The sequence below is a fragment of the Noviherbaspirillum galbum genome (assembly GCF_010974945.1).
GTDB lineage: Bacteria > Pseudomonadota > Gammaproteobacteria > Burkholderiales > Burkholderiaceae_D > Noviherbaspirillum > Noviherbaspirillum galbum.
Map to the genome: position 1 here is coordinate 64,358 of NZ_JAAIVB010000012.1, position 18,761 is coordinate 83,118.

The 18,761-nt window shown below is 62.2% G+C and carries 18 protein-coding genes; 10 read left to right on the forward strand and 8 right to left on the reverse strand.

Annotated elements, in window-relative coordinates; all coding sequences use genetic code 11:
- Positions 1-27 precede the first annotated feature (27 nt).
- The 3 genes from G3574_RS04325 (at position 28) to G3574_RS04335 (ending at position 4,922) form a co-directional block, all read left to right on the forward strand.
- The gene (locus G3574_RS04325) at positions 28-1,806 is read left to right on the forward strand and encodes an N-acetylglutaminylglutamine amidotransferase (RefSeq protein WP_163960793.1); all 1,779 of its coding nucleotides are present in this window, start codon (positions 28-30) and stop codon (positions 1,804-1,806) included.
- A gap of 88 nt (positions 1,807-1,894) precedes the next feature.
- Entirely contained in the window at positions 1,895-3,715 is a 1,821-nt protein-coding gene (ngg, locus tag G3574_RS04330; protein WP_235952999.1) for an N-acetylglutaminylglutamine synthetase, read from the forward strand.
- 16 nt (positions 3,716-3,731) lie between these two features.
- Positions 3,732-4,922: an osmoprotectant NAGGN system M42 family peptidase gene (locus G3574_RS04335; RefSeq protein WP_235953000.1), complete on the forward strand. Its 1,191-nt coding sequence runs from the start codon at positions 3,732-3,734 to the stop codon at positions 4,920-4,922.
- Between the two features lie 21 nt (positions 4,923-4,943).
- Here the strand turns inward: G3574_RS04335 and G3574_RS04340 are convergent, their stop codons facing one another.
- Positions 4,944-5,318: a hypothetical protein gene (locus G3574_RS04340; RefSeq protein WP_163960794.1), complete on the reverse strand. Its 375-nt coding sequence runs from the start codon at positions 5,316-5,318 to the stop codon at positions 4,944-4,946.
- Between the two features lie 245 nt (positions 5,319-5,563).
- On the opposite strand from G3574_RS04340, the gene G3574_RS04345 reads away from it, so the two are divergent.
- Together G3574_RS04345 and G3574_RS04350 are read left to right on the forward strand one after the other, a co-directional pair.
- Positions 5,564-6,088 (forward strand): hypothetical protein, encoded by a 525-nt coding sequence (locus tag G3574_RS04345; protein WP_163960795.1) that lies wholly within the window; start codon positions 5,564-5,566, stop codon positions 6,086-6,088.
- A gap of 132 nt (positions 6,089-6,220) precedes the next feature.
- Positions 6,221-8,938, forward strand: coding sequence for a hypothetical protein (locus G3574_RS04350; protein WP_163960796.1), 2,718 nt, complete (start codon positions 6,221-6,223; stop codon positions 8,936-8,938).
- A gap of 335 nt (positions 8,939-9,273) precedes the next feature.
- Here the strand turns inward: G3574_RS04350 and G3574_RS04355 are convergent, their stop codons facing one another.
- The 6 genes from G3574_RS04355 to G3574_RS04380 form a co-directional block, all read right to left on the reverse strand.
- Complete coding sequence (locus tag G3574_RS04355) at positions 9,274-11,061, reverse strand: glycoside hydrolase family 2 protein (protein WP_163960797.1); 1,788 nt, start codon at positions 11,059-11,061, stop codon at positions 9,274-9,276.
- Between the two features lie 172 nt (positions 11,062-11,233).
- Positions 11,234-13,453: a family 1 glycosylhydrolase gene (locus G3574_RS04360; RefSeq protein ID WP_163960798.1), complete on the reverse strand. Its 2,220-nt coding sequence runs from the start codon at positions 13,451-13,453 to the stop codon at positions 11,234-11,236.
- Between the two features lie 404 nt (positions 13,454-13,857).
- On the reverse strand, positions 13,858-14,493 hold the full coding sequence (locus G3574_RS04365) for a DUF2799 domain-containing protein (RefSeq protein ID WP_163960799.1): 636 nt from the start codon (positions 14,491-14,493) through the stop codon (positions 13,858-13,860).
- Between the two features lie 83 nt (positions 14,494-14,576).
- The gene (locus G3574_RS04370) at positions 14,577-15,092 is read right to left on the reverse strand and encodes a glycine zipper 2TM domain-containing protein (RefSeq protein ID WP_163960800.1); all 516 of its coding nucleotides are present in this window, start codon (positions 15,090-15,092) and stop codon (positions 14,577-14,579) included.
- 115 nt (positions 15,093-15,207) lie between these two features.
- The gene (locus G3574_RS04375; RefSeq protein ID WP_163960801.1) at positions 15,208-15,432 is read right to left on the reverse strand and encodes a hypothetical protein; all 225 of its coding nucleotides are present in this window, start codon (positions 15,430-15,432) and stop codon (positions 15,208-15,210) included.
- 172 nt (positions 15,433-15,604) lie between these two features.
- Positions 15,605-15,805 carry a hypothetical protein gene (locus G3574_RS04380; protein ID WP_163960802.1) on the reverse strand — a complete coding sequence of 67 codons (201 nt, stop codon included), beginning with the start codon at positions 15,803-15,805 and terminating at the stop codon, positions 15,605-15,607.
- Positions 15,806-16,131: 326 nt separating this feature from the next.
- Between G3574_RS04380 and G3574_RS04385 the strand changes: the two genes are divergently transcribed.
- Positions 16,132-16,563, forward strand: a complete 432-nt coding sequence (locus G3574_RS04385; RefSeq protein WP_163960803.1) for a hypothetical protein — start codon at positions 16,132-16,134, stop codon at positions 16,561-16,563.
- Between the two features lie 56 nt (positions 16,564-16,619).
- Here the strand turns inward: G3574_RS04385 and G3574_RS04390 are convergent, their stop codons facing one another.
- Complete coding sequence (locus tag G3574_RS04390; protein WP_163960804.1) at positions 16,620-16,928, reverse strand: hypothetical protein; 309 nt, start codon at positions 16,926-16,928, stop codon at positions 16,620-16,622.
- Between the two features lie 79 nt (positions 16,929-17,007).
- Here G3574_RS04390 and G3574_RS28630 point away from each other — a divergent pair, with 79 nt between their 5' ends.
- The 4 genes from G3574_RS28630 to G3574_RS28635 all read left to right on the forward strand — a co-directional run bounded on the left by G3574_RS28630 (position 17,008) and on the right by G3574_RS28635 (position 18,713).
- Positions 17,008-17,133 (forward strand): hypothetical protein, encoded by a 126-nt coding sequence (locus G3574_RS28630; RefSeq protein WP_268958862.1) that lies wholly within the window; start codon positions 17,008-17,010, stop codon positions 17,131-17,133.
- Between the two features lie 129 nt (positions 17,134-17,262).
- On the forward strand, positions 17,263-17,517 hold the full coding sequence (locus G3574_RS04395; protein WP_163960805.1) for a DUF1488 family protein: 255 nt from the start codon (positions 17,263-17,265) through the stop codon (positions 17,515-17,517).
- A 218-nt stretch (positions 17,518-17,735) separates the two neighbouring features.
- The gene (locus G3574_RS04400; protein ID WP_235953001.1) at positions 17,736-18,044 is read left to right on the forward strand and encodes a hypothetical protein; all 309 of its coding nucleotides are present in this window, start codon (positions 17,736-17,738) and stop codon (positions 18,042-18,044) included.
- 537 nt (positions 18,045-18,581) lie between these two features.
- Positions 18,582-18,713: a hypothetical protein gene (locus G3574_RS28635; protein WP_268958863.1), complete on the forward strand. Its 132-nt coding sequence runs from the start codon at positions 18,582-18,584 to the stop codon at positions 18,711-18,713.
- Positions 18,714-18,761 lie beyond the last annotated feature (48 nt).

The following is an 18,761-nucleotide window of genomic DNA, read 5'->3' on the forward strand; positions in this document are numbered from 1 at the left end:
CAATCATTAAGGCGAGGATCATGCATCATGTGCGGGATAGCAGGAGAAATCCGGTTCGATAACCGGTTCGCGGACGTACGCCTGGTCGCGGACATGGCCGAGAGCCAGGCCCGGCGCGGGCCGGATGGCGAAGGCATCTTCAGCCTGGGCGGGCGCTGCTTCGGGCACCGGCGCCTGAGCATCATGGACCTGTCCCAGCGCGCCCACCAGCCCTTCATCGACAACGAGCTCGGCCTGGGGATCGTGTTCAACGGCGCGATCTACAACTACCCGGAGCTACGGGCGGAACTGATGGCGGCGGGCTACCGCTTCGCCTCCCACGGCGACACGGAAGTCATCATCAAGGCCTGGCATGCCTGGGGCCCGAAGGCGCTCGACCGCCTGCTCGGCATGTTCGCCTTCGCCCTGTGGGAGCGCGACAGCGGCATTACCTACCTCGCGCGCGACCGCTTCGGCATCAAGCCGCTCTATTACGCGCGCAACGACGAGCGCATGCTGTTCGCCTCCACGCTTCCCGCACTGCTCAAGGGCGGGGTCGACACCGCGATCGATCCGGAGGCACTGCATTACTACATGAGTTTCCATGCCGTCGTTCCCGCGCCCAACACCATCCTGCGCGGCGTGCGCAAGCTGCCGCCGGGCACCTGGATGACGGTGCATTCGGATGGCAAATGCGAAGAGAAAACCTGGTGGCGGCTGTCGTTCGAGCGCAGCGCCGAGGATGAAGGGCGCGGCTTCGACGAATGGAAGGAAATCGTGCTGGCATCGCTGCGGCTGGCGGTCGAGCGGCGGCTGGTCGCCGACGTGCCGGTGGGCGTCCTGCTCTCCGGCGGGCTGGACTCCAGCCTGATCACCGGCTTGCTGGCCGAGGCCGGCGCCACGCAGCTGCGGACCTATTCGATCGGCTTCGACGCCGTGGACAAGGAAGCGGGCGACGAATACCACTACTCCGACCTCGTCGCCCGGCACTACGGCACCGTCCATGAAAAGATACACATCCCCGCAGGCGACCTGCTGACCGCCCTGCCGGAAGCCATCCATGCGATGGCCGAGCCCATGGTCAGCCACGACTGCGTCGCCTTTTACCTGCTGTCACGCGCGGTCTCGCAGCACAGCCGCGTGGTGCAAAGCGGCCAGGGCGCCGATGAAGTCTTTGGCGGTTATCACTGGTATCCGCCATTGACCGACGTGCAGCAAACGGACCAGGGAGCGGATGCCTACCGCCGCGTGTTTTTCGACCGCAACCACGCGGAAATGGGCGAGATCCTCGCGCCCGGACTCGTCTCGCGCGACTTCAGCGGCGAATTCCTGGCGCGGCACTTCGCCCTGCCCGGCGCGGACAGCGTCATCGACAAGGCGATGCGCCTCGACACCACCATCATGCTGGTCGACGATCCGGTCAAGCGCGTCGACAACATGACCATGGCTTTCGGCCTGGAGGCGCGCGTTCCCTTCCTCGACCATGAACTGGTCGAGCTCGCGGCGCGCATCCCGGCCAGGCACAAGATCGCCGAGGGCGGCAAGTATGTCCTTAAGGAAGCGGCGCGCGCGGTCATCCCCGCCGAAGTCATTGACCGGCCGAAAGGCTACTTCCCCGTCCCCGCGCTGAAATATCTGCGCGGCGACTTCCTCGACGGCATCCGGGACATCCTGGGTTCGCGCAAGGCGCGCGAGCGCGGCCTCTTCCAGTGGCAAACCGTGGACAAGATGATGGAATCGCCCGACAGCCACATCACAAAGCTGCGCGGCTCCAAGATCTGGCAAGTGGCACTGCTGGAGTTCTGGCTCCAGTCCCACGGCTTGTGAACGCCCGGCCTGCGCCCGCGGAACGCATGCCCATGCGGCGCGAGATGCGCCATGGCATGGCAAGGATTACCCTACTTGGAGAATGACGATGAGTTATCCCGAAACAAACCAGCACGCCGATGCGGGCAGGCCCATGCCGCCGCCGGGGCTGGACGACAGCGAACACGACTACCAGGAAAGGCTGGAGCAGCAGGAACAGCAGGCGAGTCAAAACGAAGACCTCCCTGAAAACTTCGCCGGCGACGGCAGCGAGGCCGCCGGCAATGCGGGCATGCTGCCGAACGCCATCATCGAGGCAGGCTGGGGGCGCGTGCTGTACGGCCCTTCCTTCGACTCGCCCCGCCACCTCGCGGAAGCGATGCTGAATGAAGCGCCCGGCAAGCGCGACATCGCCCTGCACGTGGTCGATCCGCAGCTGGTGCTGGCGGAAGCGCCGGTCGATCTCTTCCTCGACCCGTCCCTCCTGTTCCGGCGCGAGCTCGACCCGGCGGAAACGATGGAAGACGGGGCGCCCGGCGTCATCATCCGCCCGCTCACCACGCGCGCCGACATCGCCGCCATCAACCGGCTGTACAGCATGCGCAGCATGGTGCTGCTCGACACCGCCACGGTCTGGTCGCAGCGCGCCTCGGAAGCGATCACCTACCTCGTCGCGGAAGACGAGCAGACGGGAGACGTGATCGGCTCGGTGATGGGCATCGACCATGCCGCCGCCTTCCGCTGCCCGCAGCGCGGCGCGAGCTTCTGGTGCCTCGTGGTCGATCCGCAAACCTCGCTCGCCCGCACCGGCCAGTCGCTGGTGACTTACCTGATGAAGCACTATGCCCGTCGCGGGAGTGCTTACCTTGAACTCTCGGTGCTGCACAACAACGAGCAAGCCATCAACCTCTACCGCAAGCTCGGCTTCCAGCAGGCGCCCGGCTTCGTGATCAAGACCAAGAACGCCATCAATGAAGGCCTGTTCACCGACACCACCGACATCGCGGCGCTCAACCCGTATGCGCGGATCATCGTGGACGAGGCGCGGCGGCGCGCGATCAGCGTCGAGGTGCTCGACGCGGCGGCGGGCATCTTCAAGCTGCGGCATGCCGGCCATGAAATCGTGTGCCGGGAATCGCTCAGCGAACTGACCGGCGGGGTGGCAATGACCTGGTGCCAGGACAAGGTCCTGACGTCGCGGCGGCTCGCCTCCATCGGCCTGCGCGTCCCGCGCCAGCGCACCGCCGGCGACGCCGCGGCCGACGACGCTTTCCTGCAGGAACATGGCGCGGTGGTGGTGAAGCCTGCCTTGGGTGAGCAAGGCAAGGGCATCAGCATCGACGTGCGCACACCGGAGCATCTGCGGGACGCCATCGACCGCGCCCGGCAGGAAGGCGGACCGGTCGTCCTGGAGGAATTCTGCAGCGGCCAGGACCTGCGCATCGTGGTCATCGGCTACAAGGTGGTCGCCGCCGCGATCCGCCGTCCTGCGCAGGTGACAGGCGACGGCAATGCCACCATCGCCAAGCTGATCGACGCCCAGAGCGCCCGCCGCGCCGCAGCCACCGGCGGCGAAAGCAGGATTCCGGTCGACGAGGAAACCCGGCGCTGCCTCGTTGGCCAGGGACTGAGCCTGGAGTCGGTTCCGGAACAGGGACAGGTCGTGCAGGTGCGCAAGACCGCCAACCTGCACACCGGCGGCACCATTCATGACGTGACGGCCGAACTGCATCCGGCGCTCCGCGAGGCAGCCGAGACCGCGGCCCGCGCCTTGCGCATTCCCGTGGTCGGACTGGATTTCCTGGTGCCTTCGCCCGACAGCGATTCCTACGTGATCATCGAGGCCAACGAGCGGCCCGGCCTCGCCAATCACGACCCGCAACCGACGGCGCAGCGCTTCATCGACCTCCTGTTTCCCTACACCGCATGAGAACGCATGAATACGCATGAGCGACCTGCATAAACTCGAGATCGACAAGGGTTACCTCGTCGGGACCCTGCTCGACCTCCTTGCCATTCCCAGCCCGACCGGCTTCACCGACGAGATCGTGCATTACACCGGTGCGCGGCTGGACGAACTCGGCGTGGACTACGAACTGACGCGCCGCGGCACCATGCGCGCCATTCTCCGGCGCAACATGCCGGAGCGCAGGAAGTCCAGCCCGGCCTGCGCCGTGGTGTCGCATCTCGACACGCTCGGCGCCATGGTGCGCGAGATCAAGCCCAATGGCAGGCTTGCGCTCATGCCGGTCGGCACCTGGTCGAGCCGCTGGGCCGAAGGCGGACGGGTCACCATCTTCTCGGAAGACGGCAAGCGCTTCCGCGGCTCGGTCCTGCCGCTGCTCGCGTCCGGCCACGTCTACAACGAGGCGATCGATACCCAGCCGGTCAGCTGGGACCAGATCGAACTGCGCGTCGACGAAGCGGTGGAATCGGCCGCATCGACCGCCGGGCTGGGCATCCGCATCGGAGACTACGTGGCCTTCGACACCTCGCCCGAAATCCTGGAAAACGGCTTCATCGTGTCGCGCCACCTCGACGACAAGGCAGGCGTGGCGTCGGTGCTCGCCGCATTGAAGGCGGTGCTGGACGCCAAGGCAGCGGTTCCGATGGACTGCCACGTGGTGTTCACGGTCTCCGAGGAAGTCGGCTCGGGCGCAAGCGCCGTCATCGAAAGCGACGTCAGCGAAGTGATCGGCATCGACATCGGTCCCGTCGCCGCCGGCCAGGGCGCGCGCGAGAACGGCGTCACGATTCCCTTGATGGACTCGGCCGGTCCGCACGACTATCACCTGACCCGCCGCCTGCTCGCCCTCTGCGAGGAACACGGTATCCCCGCCCACCGGGATGTCTTCCGCTTCTACCATTCCGACGCCGGCGCCGCCGTCAGCGCCGGCGCGGACGTGCGAACCGCCCTGCTCTGCTTCGGCGCCGATGCCTCGCACGGCTATGAGCGCACCCATCTCACGGTGCTGACGCAGCTCGCCGAGGTCATCGCCCTGTACATGCAGGCGGGACCCACGATCAGGGAAGACCGCCAGCGGCGGCTCGATTCGGTCGAACCGTTTTCGCACCAGATCGAACAGGACGGAGATGAGCCGGGGTCGGTGATGTCGCGGCGGACGGGCGAGGAGTAGCGGGCCTCCTCGTACCTCGCCTCAGTCCTGCCGCCTCGCAAGGGGTTCAAAGTAATACGCGCAGAAAGGCGCTTTTCCGCATGCGCCGTTCATGGTCGGGTACAACAGCATCAGCGAATGCATTGCCTTTGCATCCGACGACAACGAGCACAGCATGACGTAACCAGGCGCCACGTCGCTGACGTCGATGCACTCGCTGAATGTCGCCGCGCCCTCGATCAGCGGCCGGATCTTGTGAAACTCCGGTCCGTCCTCGGCGTCGTCGTAAAAATCGGGATGGTCCTTCATCACCATCCTCGTCCGCGCCAGATTGCCGTTCGCCACCTGCACATCCCCGGGAGACGAGGGCTTTGTTTTCAGCTCTTCCTCGGGCTTGCCTGGCTGGTCGTTGCGCACAACTGAAATCCGGCAGGGTTCGTTCGTGACGCAGTTCACCAGCCACCGCGGGTCGTCATGCCCTGCCCTCGCCGCGCGGTGGAAAGTGAACCTCAATGAGTGTAAAAAACTAATGACACTAATTTGACAAGGGCGCTCGGAAAGCAAATGCTAGTATGACGATCCATTGGCACTGCATAGAGTGTTAGCAAACGGCGATTCGACCGATAAGCGGATTAATTGAGAACTAAGCGACGGCAACCGAGATGAACAGCAAAGTCAATTTCCTGAAAAATACTCGCGTCAAGCTGCGAGCCGTCACCCGCACCGCCATTCTCTTTGTATGTCTCGCAGGATGTGCCAGTCAACCTCAAGTGGTTTTCCATACATTTGAATTCGACGCCATTCTAGATAGCCCAAACGCGAGAATTCTTGACTTCAAGTACGGGAATTCAAAGCAGCCGGTGGCGTCACCGTCACGCTATGCGGTTGCCATGGACCAAGCCGGCCAGCGGATGGCAATGGGAGGGTACATCTTAAAACCTGACTTCCTTTACGTGAAATGGCGAAATAAAGCCACAGGTATCGTATTCGAAGAATCGGCTGAATTAAAGAAGAGATTACCGTCAGATATAACAAAGTGCATTGTTCGATTCGTCATCAGAAATGATCATCTCTTCATCTATCTTCTAACGCAAGAACCAAAACCGGCAGACTGGCCAAGTTCAGAATTCACCGGTTTTGAACATAAGAAGGTTTATCAAGTGTATCCAAGCGATTCAGAAAGCTAGCAGTTTTAACTGTTTCTAGTCGCCTATTACAAAAGTCGGCGCCTTATCTAGCGCATCGATTCCTTTAAATTTAACGCATTCAGCATGCCGAAAGGCAGGGCAGTGCTCATTCAAAAATATTAGAAAATTGGGATGGAAACTCAACTTCAATTAGATAAGCCGGCCACGAATTTGCTAATCTCATCGGAAATCGCTATGGCGGTCCATCAGTCGATGGACATCGCTAATTCTTCACGCGATCATGTCCCATTTGGCGAATACATCTTTTTTGCTGGGTTCGATGGAACAAATAACGACATGAATAACGTTCAACTGTCGAAGAACCCATTTGACACGAACGTAGCCGAACTATTTAAACAAACCTTCGGCGCGATTGAAGATGATAAGACAGACGTTGAATATTTCCCCGGCCCGGGTTCGAAAAATGCGCTCGATGTAGTTCTCCCTACCTCGTACATCGCCACATCGGCCAACCTTGCGTATGAAAAATTTGCCATATCTGCTAAAACTTGGCTGTTGAATCATCCAGGCGGAAACGTGAATGTGATGTTGACCTCCTTTAGTAGAGGAGGCGCTTCTGCCGCCATTTTCTCCCAACTTCTTTACGAAAAAGGCCTAGTTGATCCGACCGACAATTCAAAAATTCTTATTCCTCCCGGTCAGATCAAGGTACGCGCCGGTTTAATTTTCGATCCCGTGTACTCTCAGATTAAGGGCAATCTAGCTTTTGCGCCGAACGCCAACAACATTACTATCGTACGAGCGGAAAATGAATATCGCTATGAGTTTGAATCTGCAGATTACACAAGTCAGAGCGACATCACGATCAAGGATTCGATCGGTAATCATTGCGATATCGGCGGCGGGTACGATAACGGAATCGATGCCCTTAACTTGCAAGCAGCGACAGAGTTTTTCCGTTCTTCTGGGTTGGTAATCAAGGACCCCGATCCGGAACGAACGTTTGACTCGTCATCGCCAGTGGTGGTCCATAGCGAAAAATGGGATGCTTTCAATAACCAGAAATGGACCGAATACGGTACCTTCGCGTCTGACACGCAGCGCGTGTCAAAATCATTCATCAATCCGCCTTCGCAAACCACCGACGAAAACGGCACCACCACCCGCTTCGTCGCCCAGAACGGCAACATCCTCACCGACGCATCGCTTCGCAACCCCGACGGCAGCTTCAAGGAACGCATCTTCACCGTCACGAAGCCGGACGGCCTCTACAACGAAATGCATTTCGACGCGCAGGAACAGCTCATCGCCCGGGCATACAACTGGAAGGATGGCGCCGGCCGCGAGGTGCGCCACCACGACGTCAACCTCAGTGAAAACCTGTATCACGACTATGTCCACGAAACCAGCGACCCGGAATCCAAGGTCGTCTGGGAAGCCTACAACTGGAAGGACGGCCTGCAGCGGGAAGTACGCCATCAACACGACATCCTTGCCGACCTGTATCACGACTACGTGCATCAATCAAGCGACCCGGAATCACGCGTCGTCTGGGAAGCGTTCAACTGGAAGGATGGCGCGAACCGCGAGGTCCGGCGGCAATACGACGACCAGACGACGCTCTACCATGACTACATCCATGCCACCTACGATCCGGCCTCGCCAGTCGTCTGGGAAGCCCTGGACTGGAAGGACGAACTTGGCCGCGACGTCCGGCGGGACCTGGACACGCAGACGACGCTATACCACGATCGCATCCACGCCAACTCCGATCCGGCTTCACCGGTCATCTGGGAAGCTTTTGACTGGAAAGACGAGCTTGGCCGCGACGTGCGGCGCGACATGGACCCGCAGACCTTCCTCTACCATGACCGCATCCATGCGACGCCTGATCCGGCCTCGTCCGTGATCTGGGAAGCCTTCGACTGGAAAGACGAACTCGGCCGCGACGTTCGGCGCGACCTCGATCCCAAAACATCGCTTTACCATGACCGCATCCATGCCAACTCCGATCCGGCGTCGTCCGTGATCTGGGAAGCCTTTGACTGGAGGGACGAGCTTGGCCGTGACGTCCGGCGCGACCTCGACCCAAACACCTCGCTTTACCATGACCGTGTTCATGCGACTTCCGACCCGGCTTCGTCAGTCATCTGGGAGGCGTTCGACTGGAAGGACGGGGCGGGCCGGGACGTTCGGCGCGAAGTGGATTTGCAGACCTCGCTCTACCACGATCGCGTTCATGCCACCGCCGACCCGGCTTCGCCGGTCATCTGGGAAGCCTTTGACTGGAAAGATGGGGCGGGACGCGAGGTGCGCCGCGAACAGGATCTGCAGACGCATGCATTCCACGATTTCGTGCATGCCAGCGCCGACCCGAACTCGCCCGTGGTGCAGGACAACTTCGTCGATAACTTGGGACGCTTCATCGAGCAGGGCCATGACGTCGCGTCCGGGAAAGTCATCAACCGGACAACGCACCAGAGTTCGCAAGGGAATTCCCCCGTCGTCGAAGTCGACACCTTCAACCTCAAGGGCGAAACCATCACGACCGATACTTACAGGCTGAGCGGCGACCACGTCGACCGTCACGACTGGGTTTACCACAACGCGAACATGAAGCTTCACCAGACTGGATGGGAAACGTTCACCCGGACGTGGGCAGGCGTGGAAATGCACGCCTTCGACAAGAGCACCTACGACTCCACCGGTTTCTCGGGCAACAAGGAAGGCGTCATGCACGAGTGGTACACCAATGTCGGCAACCAGGGCGCGGTGTTCACAACGATCGTCGGGAGCAAGTCCGTGCTGCAGGGACAATACTGGGAGAACGGAGTGCATCATTATGCGGGGGATGAATTTCTTAATCCGTTCGCTTTGGTGGCTGCGTGATGCTGATGCGGTAATGGCTTGGTCGGTGGACAAAGACATACCCATAGAACGCTGCTTCAACCGCCATGTGGGAGTCAGCTTGGACGACCTCGTTCGATGATTCTGGGAGATACCATTCTCCGCCGGAGTAAGTACCTGAGTCCTGGAGCACCTGCCTCTCCTGTCATTCCCGCGAAGGCGGGAATCCCATTGTTCGCTTCTCCGGACGACCGAAATGGGATCCCCGCCTGCGCGGGGATGACAAAGGTAGGCGGAGATGACCGATGCCGATGCCGATGCCGTCAGCATTCGAAACCAACACCCGGCGCCGCGAGAGGACCAAGCCCCCCGCCCCATCAAATCCCGTAGGACCGCTTCTGGTTCGGCTTCACATTTCGCGTAGCGTCAAAAATCTCCGACAACGGCAGCTTCGGCGACCGGTCCGCCGTCAGCAAGCCGTTCGCTTCCTGGAAGGTATCGGCGAACTGGGTATAACAAAAGCCGGAGAACAGCGGCGTCTCGTTCACCACCTCCAGCAGGCGCTTGTAGGCATCGAGGAATTCCTGGTCGCTCGCGGCAAGCGAATATCCCCAGACGCCGTTGACGCCCTCCTCCGGCTTCTTGGCATAGGTGATGCCGCCGAACTCGGTGAGCACGATGGGCTGGCCGCGATGCGGATAGCCATCGAGCGTGAGGATGCGTCCGCCGGGGCGCCGCCTGTCGAACAGGTCCTTGGCGTTCTGGTGCGAATAGCGGACCGCGATCCGTTCGGGGTCGGGATCGTAGTCGTGTATGCCGAGCAGGTCGGTGGCGGAGGCTTCCCAGCCGTCGTTGCCGATGACGGGCCGCGTCTGGTCGAGGGTGCGCGTCAGGTGGTAGAGCGCCTCCACCGCGTTGCGGTGGGCCTGCATTGAGGTGAGGTTGGGCACGCCCCAGGATTCGTTGAAGGGCACCCACACGATGATGCAGGGATGGCTGTAGTCGCGATCGATGACTTCGGTCCATTCGCGCACCATGCGGTTGATGGCCTGCGGCGTGAAGCGGTAGGACGAGGGCATTTCCTCCCAGACCAGCAGGCCGAGGCGGTCGGCCCAGTACAGGTAGCGCGGATCCTCGATCTTCTGGTGCTTGCGCACGCCGTTGAAGCCCATCGCCTTGGCCAGTTCCACGTCGCGGCGCAGCGCGTCGTCGTCGGGCGGCGTCAGCAGGCTGTCGGGCCAGTAGCCCTGGTCCAGCACCAGCTTGAGGTGATAGGGCCGGCCGTTGAGCATGAAGCGGTCACGGTTGATTTCCACCGAGCGCAGGGCGGTGTACGACTTCACCTTGTCGATCACCTCTTCGCCATGCCGCAGGATGACGTCAACGTCGAGCAGGGTCGGGTGTTCGGGGCTCCACAGCAGTTCGTTGCGCGAATCGTCGATGCCCGGATCGGAGATCGCGATGCGGCGGTTGGCTTCGCCGCTGATGACCTTGTAGCGGTCGTCGGACAGGACCTTGCGGCCATTGCGGATTTTGACCTCGACGGTCAGGTCTTCCTGCAGGTCGCCGGCGATGATGGTTTCGCAGCCGACTTCGAAGCCGTCGAAATGCGGGGTCCAGCGCAGGGTCTTGATGTAGGTGGTCGGCACGCGTTCCAGCCACACGGTCTGCCAGATGCCGGTGGTGCGCGGATACCAGATCGAGTGCGGTTCGAGCTGCCAGTCCTGCTTGCCGCGCGGCTTGGCGAGGTCGAGCGGATCGTCTTCCACGTACACCGTCAGCGTATGCCGCGTGCCTTCGCCGAGGGCGCGGGTGATGTCCGCATGGAAAGACGAATGACCGCCTTCATGCTCGATGACCTGATGGCCGTTGACCCAGACCTTGCATTGGTAATCCACTGCTCCGAAGTGGAGCAGGATGTTGCCGTGCTCAGGCTGGATGTCGAACTCGCGCTGGTACCAGACGGCCGAATGGAAGCCGCGGTCGGCGATGCCGCTCGCCTTGGATTCCGGTGGATAGGGAACGGTGATGTCGTGGGTCCATTCGATCGGATCGGATGGGTGCTTGAACTGCTTGTTGTTATCGAAGGCAAATTTCCACTGCCCGTTCAAGGACAACCAGTGCTCGCGCACAAGTTGCGGGCGCGGATACGCGGTTTCAGCCATTCTTTTTCCTTATGTCGGTGGATGACCAGCGCGCCAGCCCGCCGCTCAATGCGCCGCCAGCGGGCCAGCCAACCGTGCCGGGCGTCCTCCACGGCCGCCCGGTCCACTGTTTGGAGTATTTCACGCCGAGGCTGTTCCCTGCATTGCAAAATGTCTTGCCTGAAAACCTGTTTCAGGCGGCCGCCCGCTTGTCGGCGTTCCATGCCATCGTGTTTTCATGCATGTAGCGGTCGAGGGCGCTGGCGAGGCTGGGCAGGATCAGTCCGCGCTCGCTGCTCAGGGCGGTGATGCCCCGGCCGCCGCCGTGGGTCTTCACCAGCGCGGCGGTATCCATGCCGGCCCGGTGGGCGGCGCGCTCGGCCAGTTCGTACCACGACACCAGGCCCTGGTTGGCGAGATGCCAGATGCCGGTTTCATGGTCCATCAGCAGGTCCAGCGAGCAATGGGCGAGGTCCGGGACGTAGGTCGGCGACACCAGCACGTCGTCGCGCACTTCCACCTTCACGCCGGACGCCAGGTCGCGCAGGACGTTGTGAACGAAGTTGTAGCGGTCCCAGGGTCCGAAGAAGGCGCTGGTGCGCACCACCAGCGCCTCGGGGTGGGCCATCATGACCCGCCGCTCCGCATCCGCCTTGCTGCTGCCATAGACGCACGACGGCGAGGGCTCGTCGCTCTCCACGTAGGCGCGGCCGAGCGAGCCGTCGAACACGAGGTCCGAGGAAAAGGTGATGTAGGGAATGCCGAGGTGGGCACAGGCGCGGGCCAGCACTTCCGCGCCATGCGCGTTCTCCCGGAAGCAGCGCTCCTGCTCGCGCGACGCCTCGGCCACGCGCACGTAGCCGGCGGTATTGATCACCGCCCAGGGCCGATGCCGCGCCAACGCGGCTTCCACCGAGGATTCGTCGGCGATGTCCATGTCCTTGCGGCTCAGCACGTCATGCGCGAGGCCGCGGAAATGGCAGATGCGCGACATCGCCTGGCCGAGCGTTCCGGTCGCGCCGGTAATGACCAGCTTGCGGGGATGGCTGATGATGGCCGGAGAGGATGGCGCGGATGATGCGGCGTGGTGCGGTTCCGGCGTGAAGAAATAGCGGTCTTCGCGCTGCCACCAGCCGATGCCGTCGAGCACCGGATGATCGAAGCTGCCGGTCTTGGCGAGCGAGGCGGCGGCCTTGCCCAGCGCGGTCAGGCGCGGCGGCGTGCAGCGCGCGTCGAAGGCGCCGCTCTCGTAGAACCCGTCCTTGCACAGCAGCAGCGTATTCCAGTCCACGCAGCCGAACATCGACCAGATGGTGACCGCGCGGATGTCGGCGCCCTCTTCCCGCAGCTTGAGCGAAGCCTGCCAGATCTGGGTCAGCCATCGCAACTGGTCGTCGCGGGCGCCGCCATGGTGGGCCTCGGTGACCACGATGGGCAGGCGATACCGCTCCCAGACTTCGCGCAGGCGCGCCTCCGGCCCGGTCACACCGTTCGCGAGCGGCACGCGTACCGCCTGCACGTCGACGTAATGCGGATGGTCGTCGCAGCGGAAGCCGGAGGGGTAGCGGTCCATGTCGCTGTCGAGGAAACGTTCGCTTGTCAGGTAATGGTTGATGCCGACGATGTCAGGCGGACAGGGTTCATCGGCCAGGTCCTGCAAGGCCGTTTCCGGAACGCCGGCGTCGAGGAAGGATTGGTACCAGCCGTGCTGCGGACCGACGCGGCCGACCAGCAGGTCGAAGGCCAGCCAGCGGCGCTCGTTCTGGTAATCGGCCTCGTGCTGCAGATCCGGGATGCTGAACGCCTTGCCCATGTCGTCGGTCTGGACCAGCCGGGCGCCCGGGATGACGCGGCGGATCGCCGCCATGGCCAGCTTGACGCCGCGGCATTCGTTGAACAGCGCGCGCAGCATCGTCGCGGTATCGCGGCCATGGGGATACCAGTGGCCGTAGAGGCCGGAAAAGCGCGCGGTGGTCAAGGGTTCGTTGACCGGCGTAAACATTTCCAGCCAGGGGTAGCGGCGCGCGACGTTCTCGGCATGGCGCGCAAGCTTCTCGGGAAATTCGGGATCCAGCAGGTCGGTGTAGCGCGGGCCGCTGCCATGGTGGACCAGGCCGGCGATGGGATTGATGCCCAGCTCGCGCAGGCGCTGCAGGCGCGCGTCATGCCAGCGCCAGTCGCAGGTCTCGGGATCGTCCGGCGAAATGGTCTCCCAGAGTACCGGATAGCGCAGGGTCTTGATGCCCATTTCGGCGATGGCGTCGAGGTCTTCGATGCGGTCCTGGTGGCCGGTCTCCGCGACTTGGTCGCGGTACTCGTTCCGCAGGCGCACGACCGTGCATTCGATGCCGCCCCATAGTTCGAGCGGCGGTTTGGGGTTGGCTTGGGCTTGATGGGTCTGGCTTGTGGTCATAGGTCAATCCATGGTGGGAGAGCCGCCGCGCGTGTGCGACGCGCGATGAAGACGAAGGTTGGTCTTCGCGGCTCGGGAATGCCAGGCGGAATGGAATCTCGTGCCCTGCGCAGAATCGCTGCGCCGATCGGATCGGCCGCGTCGGCAAGGAAAGCGGCAAGTCGGGATTCGAGGTCGCATTTCGCCAGGCGCTCGGCAAGTGCCGGAGACAGGCATGGCTGGAACATGCCCGTCATGCCCGGTCACATCACCCGGTTCGTGTCGTTAACAGAAGGATAAGAATTGTTAGTGACAAGCTGACCCGATATCAAGGCGATTGTTCCCCGAAGAGAGTCGCCGCACAGTGCAGCGCAAGGAAATCGCACTTGGCGTGAACCTCGCGGCACCGGCCTCAAGGCCGTCGTTCAACGGCCGAAAGACCGCAAGGCGTGGTTGAGCTGAATCTGCAGGCGATCCACCTCGATGGCGAGCATCGCGTTGTCGCGGTTGATTGTATTTTTTTCCTCGACCAGCCTGTTGAACTCGGTCAAGAGCGCGTTGCGGCGCTCGGAGGAAAGGTCGCTGCGCGCCAGCTCGGTCCGGATCGCGTTGATGCGGTCGTTGGCATTGCGGGTGCGTGTGGCATTGTGGCTCTGGCGTCCGCGGCGCTGGGCCAGGTCCTGTTCGATGGCATGGACCTGCTGTCCGCGCTGGTAGTTGTCGATGAAGGCACCGCGCATCGAGGCCGGGCAATCCGCCGCGTTCTGCTCGCTGCCGCGCCGGCCAACGGTGAATCCGTTTTCCGGCTGGCAGTAGCTGAACAGGCCCTGGGAGCGGCCGCGCAGGTAGGCATTCAGGTCAGGACGGACGCCGGATTCCGCGCAGGCCTTCGCATGATCGTTGACGCGCGCCCCAGAGAGCCCCTGGGCGCCATCCGCATAGCCGATCTGTTCCCAGTTCGCCTGCCGGCATTGCTCGGGCGAGAGGCTGGCGCAACCGCCGGCCAGGCTGGCTGCGGTGAGGAGGAGCAGGACGCGGAATGTCGGAAGTGTGTTGGTCATGGCGAAAAAAAACCGGCACCGCGGCACGGTACCGGTTGATTCAGGTTGCTCGTCGCGGGCCGCGGCGTGCGGCGTGTCCGCGCTCAGGGACGCGGCGTCACGGCCACATGCACGCGCATGCGCTGTCCCGGATCATAGGGCATCAGCGCGCTGTAGGTGCGCCCGTTGTACTCGTAGGTGACATTGTAACCGTTGTTGCGGGTTTCCCATTGGTCAACGGTATAGCAGCGCTGAACCGGCTGCTGTTCCACCACCGCGCCGCCGCCCGGGGCGGTGTTTTCCATGCGGTCGCCGACGATGGCGCCGACGATGGCCCCGGCAGCGGTGGCGGCGGTCCGGCCATTGCCGTTGCCCACCTGGTTGCCGAGGAGGCCGCCGGCCACGCCGCCGACGATGGAGCCGCCGACGCCGCGCTGGGCCGGGTACTGGTGCTGAACGGCGACGTATTCGGTGCGGCATTCCTGACGCGGCCGGTTCACCTGTTCAAGCTGGGGAGAAACGCTCACCACGCGCGCATAGTCATCCCATTCGGCGGCGATGGCGGCGGAGGACATGCATGCGCATGTCGCGGCGAATGCCAGTAAGGCCTTTGTTTTCATACATTTCCTTCGGTCAAAAACGGTCTGCGTGAATACTACGAACTTAACGCAAGGAAGGAAATCGTGTTGACCAGGAAAAATGTAACGCTGTGTATCGCCCTACTTGATCATTTTGTCAGATTGCGGTACCGCGGTTGACGGCATTGCGTGACAGCTGCACCAGCAGGCTGCCCTTCACCATCGACAGGGCGACGTTGCTGCCCAGCCGGAAGCCTTGCATGGCGGCGGCGTCGAGCAGGCTGAGGACCTGTTCCGGCGTCAGGGCGTGAATGTCATCGCGGGAGTACAGAAGGTCGCGGTTCTTATCGTGGAGGTCGGCAACAATTTCGTCGGGCGTCATGGCAGGCTCCAGGGCATGGGCGTGAACCATCACGATACGCCGGCCACGTCAGGCGGCCCTGAGCAATGCCTATGGGTCGGGGATGACCGGTTGCGAAGCATCAATCCTTATTAACTTCATGGAAAGTCCGGCGCGGCCTGGGAAGCCGTCGCGTGAATCGCGGGAAATCGTCTCAGCCGGCGGAACCGTTGAAGACTTCTTCCTCGGTGCGGTAGTCGTCCGCGCAGTCCTTGCTGCAGAACTTCCGGACGTTGTCCAGCGGCTGGTTGCAGTACCAGCATGCACCCTTGGGCCTAAGTGCCGCGAAAGGCGTGAGGGTGGCTTCGCCGCCGGCGTCCCGGCTTGCCAGATTCACCTGGTTTGCATCATCCATGGTCACGTCTCGCCTCAAGCCATCAAAAAACAACCCGCCATCCTCGCGGACGGCGGGCAAGTTCCAACCTTGGAGGAGTACGGCTACTGGAAGCCTCTCGCAGAACACCAATATCCGTAATGACAGTAAAGCATTTCCGCCAGCAAACGCAAGAAAAGAAAGTGCCCCTCTCCATGAGGATGCTCACAGTGCGGTACCGAACTTCCTGCATGCCCTCTCGAAGGAATATGTTTCCGCCGTGAACTTTTCCGCGACGGCCCGCGTCCAATCATCCCATTCCATCCATGGACCATCGCGCGTTCACTTCACATCGCCCGGGAGGCAAAGTGTCAGCAGTACGAGAGCAAGAGAAAGAGAGCCCCGAACGCAGCCAGTCGGAGACGCCGGAGAGCGGCGGCGCTTCCGGCGCAATCGAGATTCGGGAAGGCGACTGGAGGGCCTATCGCCAGCATGTCGGAAGATTCAAGGAGAACAAGGCGCTGGCCGAACGCTTCGACAATGCGCTGGCCTACAAGCGCGCCTGCGCGCTCGCCTACCTGGGACGGCGCGCCCAGCTGCATGGCGGCGTCTGCAGCACCCGCCATCCCCACATCATGACGCCGCAGCTGATCGCCGACCTCGAGTCGAGCAACCGCGCGATCCGCTATGCGCGTTATCCGTGGCTGAGGGCGCTGATGAACCTGCTGCAGGAAATCGAGCAGATCCAGGACCAGATCTCGCCCAGCAACGTGCTGACGCTGGTGCCGGGATCGAAGTGATCGGCAAGGCATGAAACAATCACCGCCCGCGCCCGCCGCGGGCGGCATCCCCGGCGTCAGGTCTGTTCCTGCGCCTCTTCCGAGTTCACCCAGAGCTCGTGCCTCACGTTGGTCGTCTCGTCGCCGACCTTGCTCTGCCAGCTGCGTTCGAAATAACTCTTTTCCTGCTCCGACGGCGCCTCGAACCACACCACGATGAGATTGCCCTTGTGGTCGTGCAGGTGCGACAGCTTTCCCAGAAAGGCCGGGTCGCCGGCCACGTCTGCCAGCGCAACGGCGTAGCCGTAAACCCGGTTCAAGCGCTCGATGCGGTCGGGTTCGGTATTGCTGTTGGTGGCGCTGATCTTCGGGTGATCAAGGTACATTGCCTGGTCTCCAATTCATTTTTCCGCCTTCGCGGATGGAAGGCGCACAGCCGATTGTAGCGCCAACCCGGCCTCCGAAGTGAGCGGAACGACCGGCGCGCCGCACTGCACCTGCGTCAAGGTCGCACGCGGCGACGCCACTACCCGCATCCTGCGCCACGACGGGCCTTCCTGCGAACGGGAAATGACCACGTATCGGGCATGATCCGCGTCCAATGGTACGTTGATTCCTGTCAAGATGGCCTTGTCGACGATCGTTACCATCGGGAACGTCAGGGCTGCAGGCAGCGGCAGCCTGGCCGCGACGACCGAAAACAACATCGAAGGAGACCGGATGAGCAGAACAATCGCAGAACCGAGGGTGGGCGAGGATGGCGTGACGTTCACCGTGGAAGTCGGATTCATCGGGCGCGAATGCCTGGTGTCCAAGAACGCGCTTGCGCACCTGCGCCGCAAGAAGGGCGGGCAGAGCGATCCGCTCGCGACCTACAGGTCGTTCGAAGACGAGATCCACAGCGTCGCGCGCAGACTGGTCGTCGCGGGCGTCAGCGGCACGCCGCTTGTGCTGGGCGCGGCGTATTTCGTCTGACCCGGTTGCGCCTGCGGCAGAGACAGGCTCAATGGCAGTGCGGCGCGCGCGGGCGCGTCGTCTGCGAGACGGATAGTCGGTAATCAATGACACACATCAGACGGCCCGCGAAGATCAGTATATTTCTGACCATTATCAAAAAAGCATCTAACTGATTGGTCAGAATAGAACCGGCTTATACCTGAACCACTCAACGGGGACTTTGACAGATGAGCGAGATGAACCAACAAAAAAGCGAACAGCAACACGGTCAGTTCCAGTACGATCCCAACAATCTGCTGGAATCCTTGATCGAAAGGCTGAACCTGAAAAACGATGCGGCGTTGTCGCGCGCGCTGGAAGTGGCGCCGCCATTGATCAGCAAGATCCGCCACCGCCGCCTGCCGGTCGGGGCGTCGCTGCTGATCCGCATGCATGAAGTGTCGGACCTGAGCATCAAGGACCTGCGCGAACTCATGGGCGACCGCCGCACCAAGTTCCGCATCAGCGACAAGCAGTTCAAGCCGAAGAATCAGGCATCGTCCTGAGCGGCGAGGGCCATGCCCGTTCCATGCTTCCCCGGCGGGAGGAAGCACGCGGGCTGACTTCCATGCCCTCTCCGCTTGTCCCGCCTGTCGGCCGCGCAGCCTGATGCGCGTTCTGGCTTACGTGGTTCATCGTCATCACCGGCGCGAAGCTCGATGACTTGCCCAAGGCATGTCATCGAGCCGTCAACGCCATTCACATTTTCCGGGCGCGGCCGCCAGTGGCCGAGCCTGGGTTTCCTTTTTCCTTCCGGTCCATCACTCATTTAGCCGCGATTTCGCGCGGACGAAAAAAAACCCGCTGACCTTGCGGAGAGCGGGTAAATCCAATTCAAGGAGAGTTGGAGGAGACAGGTATTACTTTAGGCCAAGGCACCGGGAATGTCTGCTTTCGATTCGTGATGGCAGTTATCACCTCCGCTTATAGCATGACGTTCCATGCGCTCCATCAAGCATGAAGGCTACCGCGCGCGTAGCATGAATTGCCATCGGCCGAGGGATGGGCATCCCGTGAATTCGAACAGGAGGTGGAGAATGACAATGGAAGACCATCAGGTGCCGACGGAACCCGTGCCCGTCAGCGAACCGGTTCCCGAGCAGGAGCCGGAACCGAAGGACGACCCCGTGCCTGATCACCATCCCGTCAGCGAGCCGCGCCGGCCGCGCTCCTGACTTGGGGCGCATCACCCATGTGCCGGGAGGCCCGCGTCCCGCCTGCGA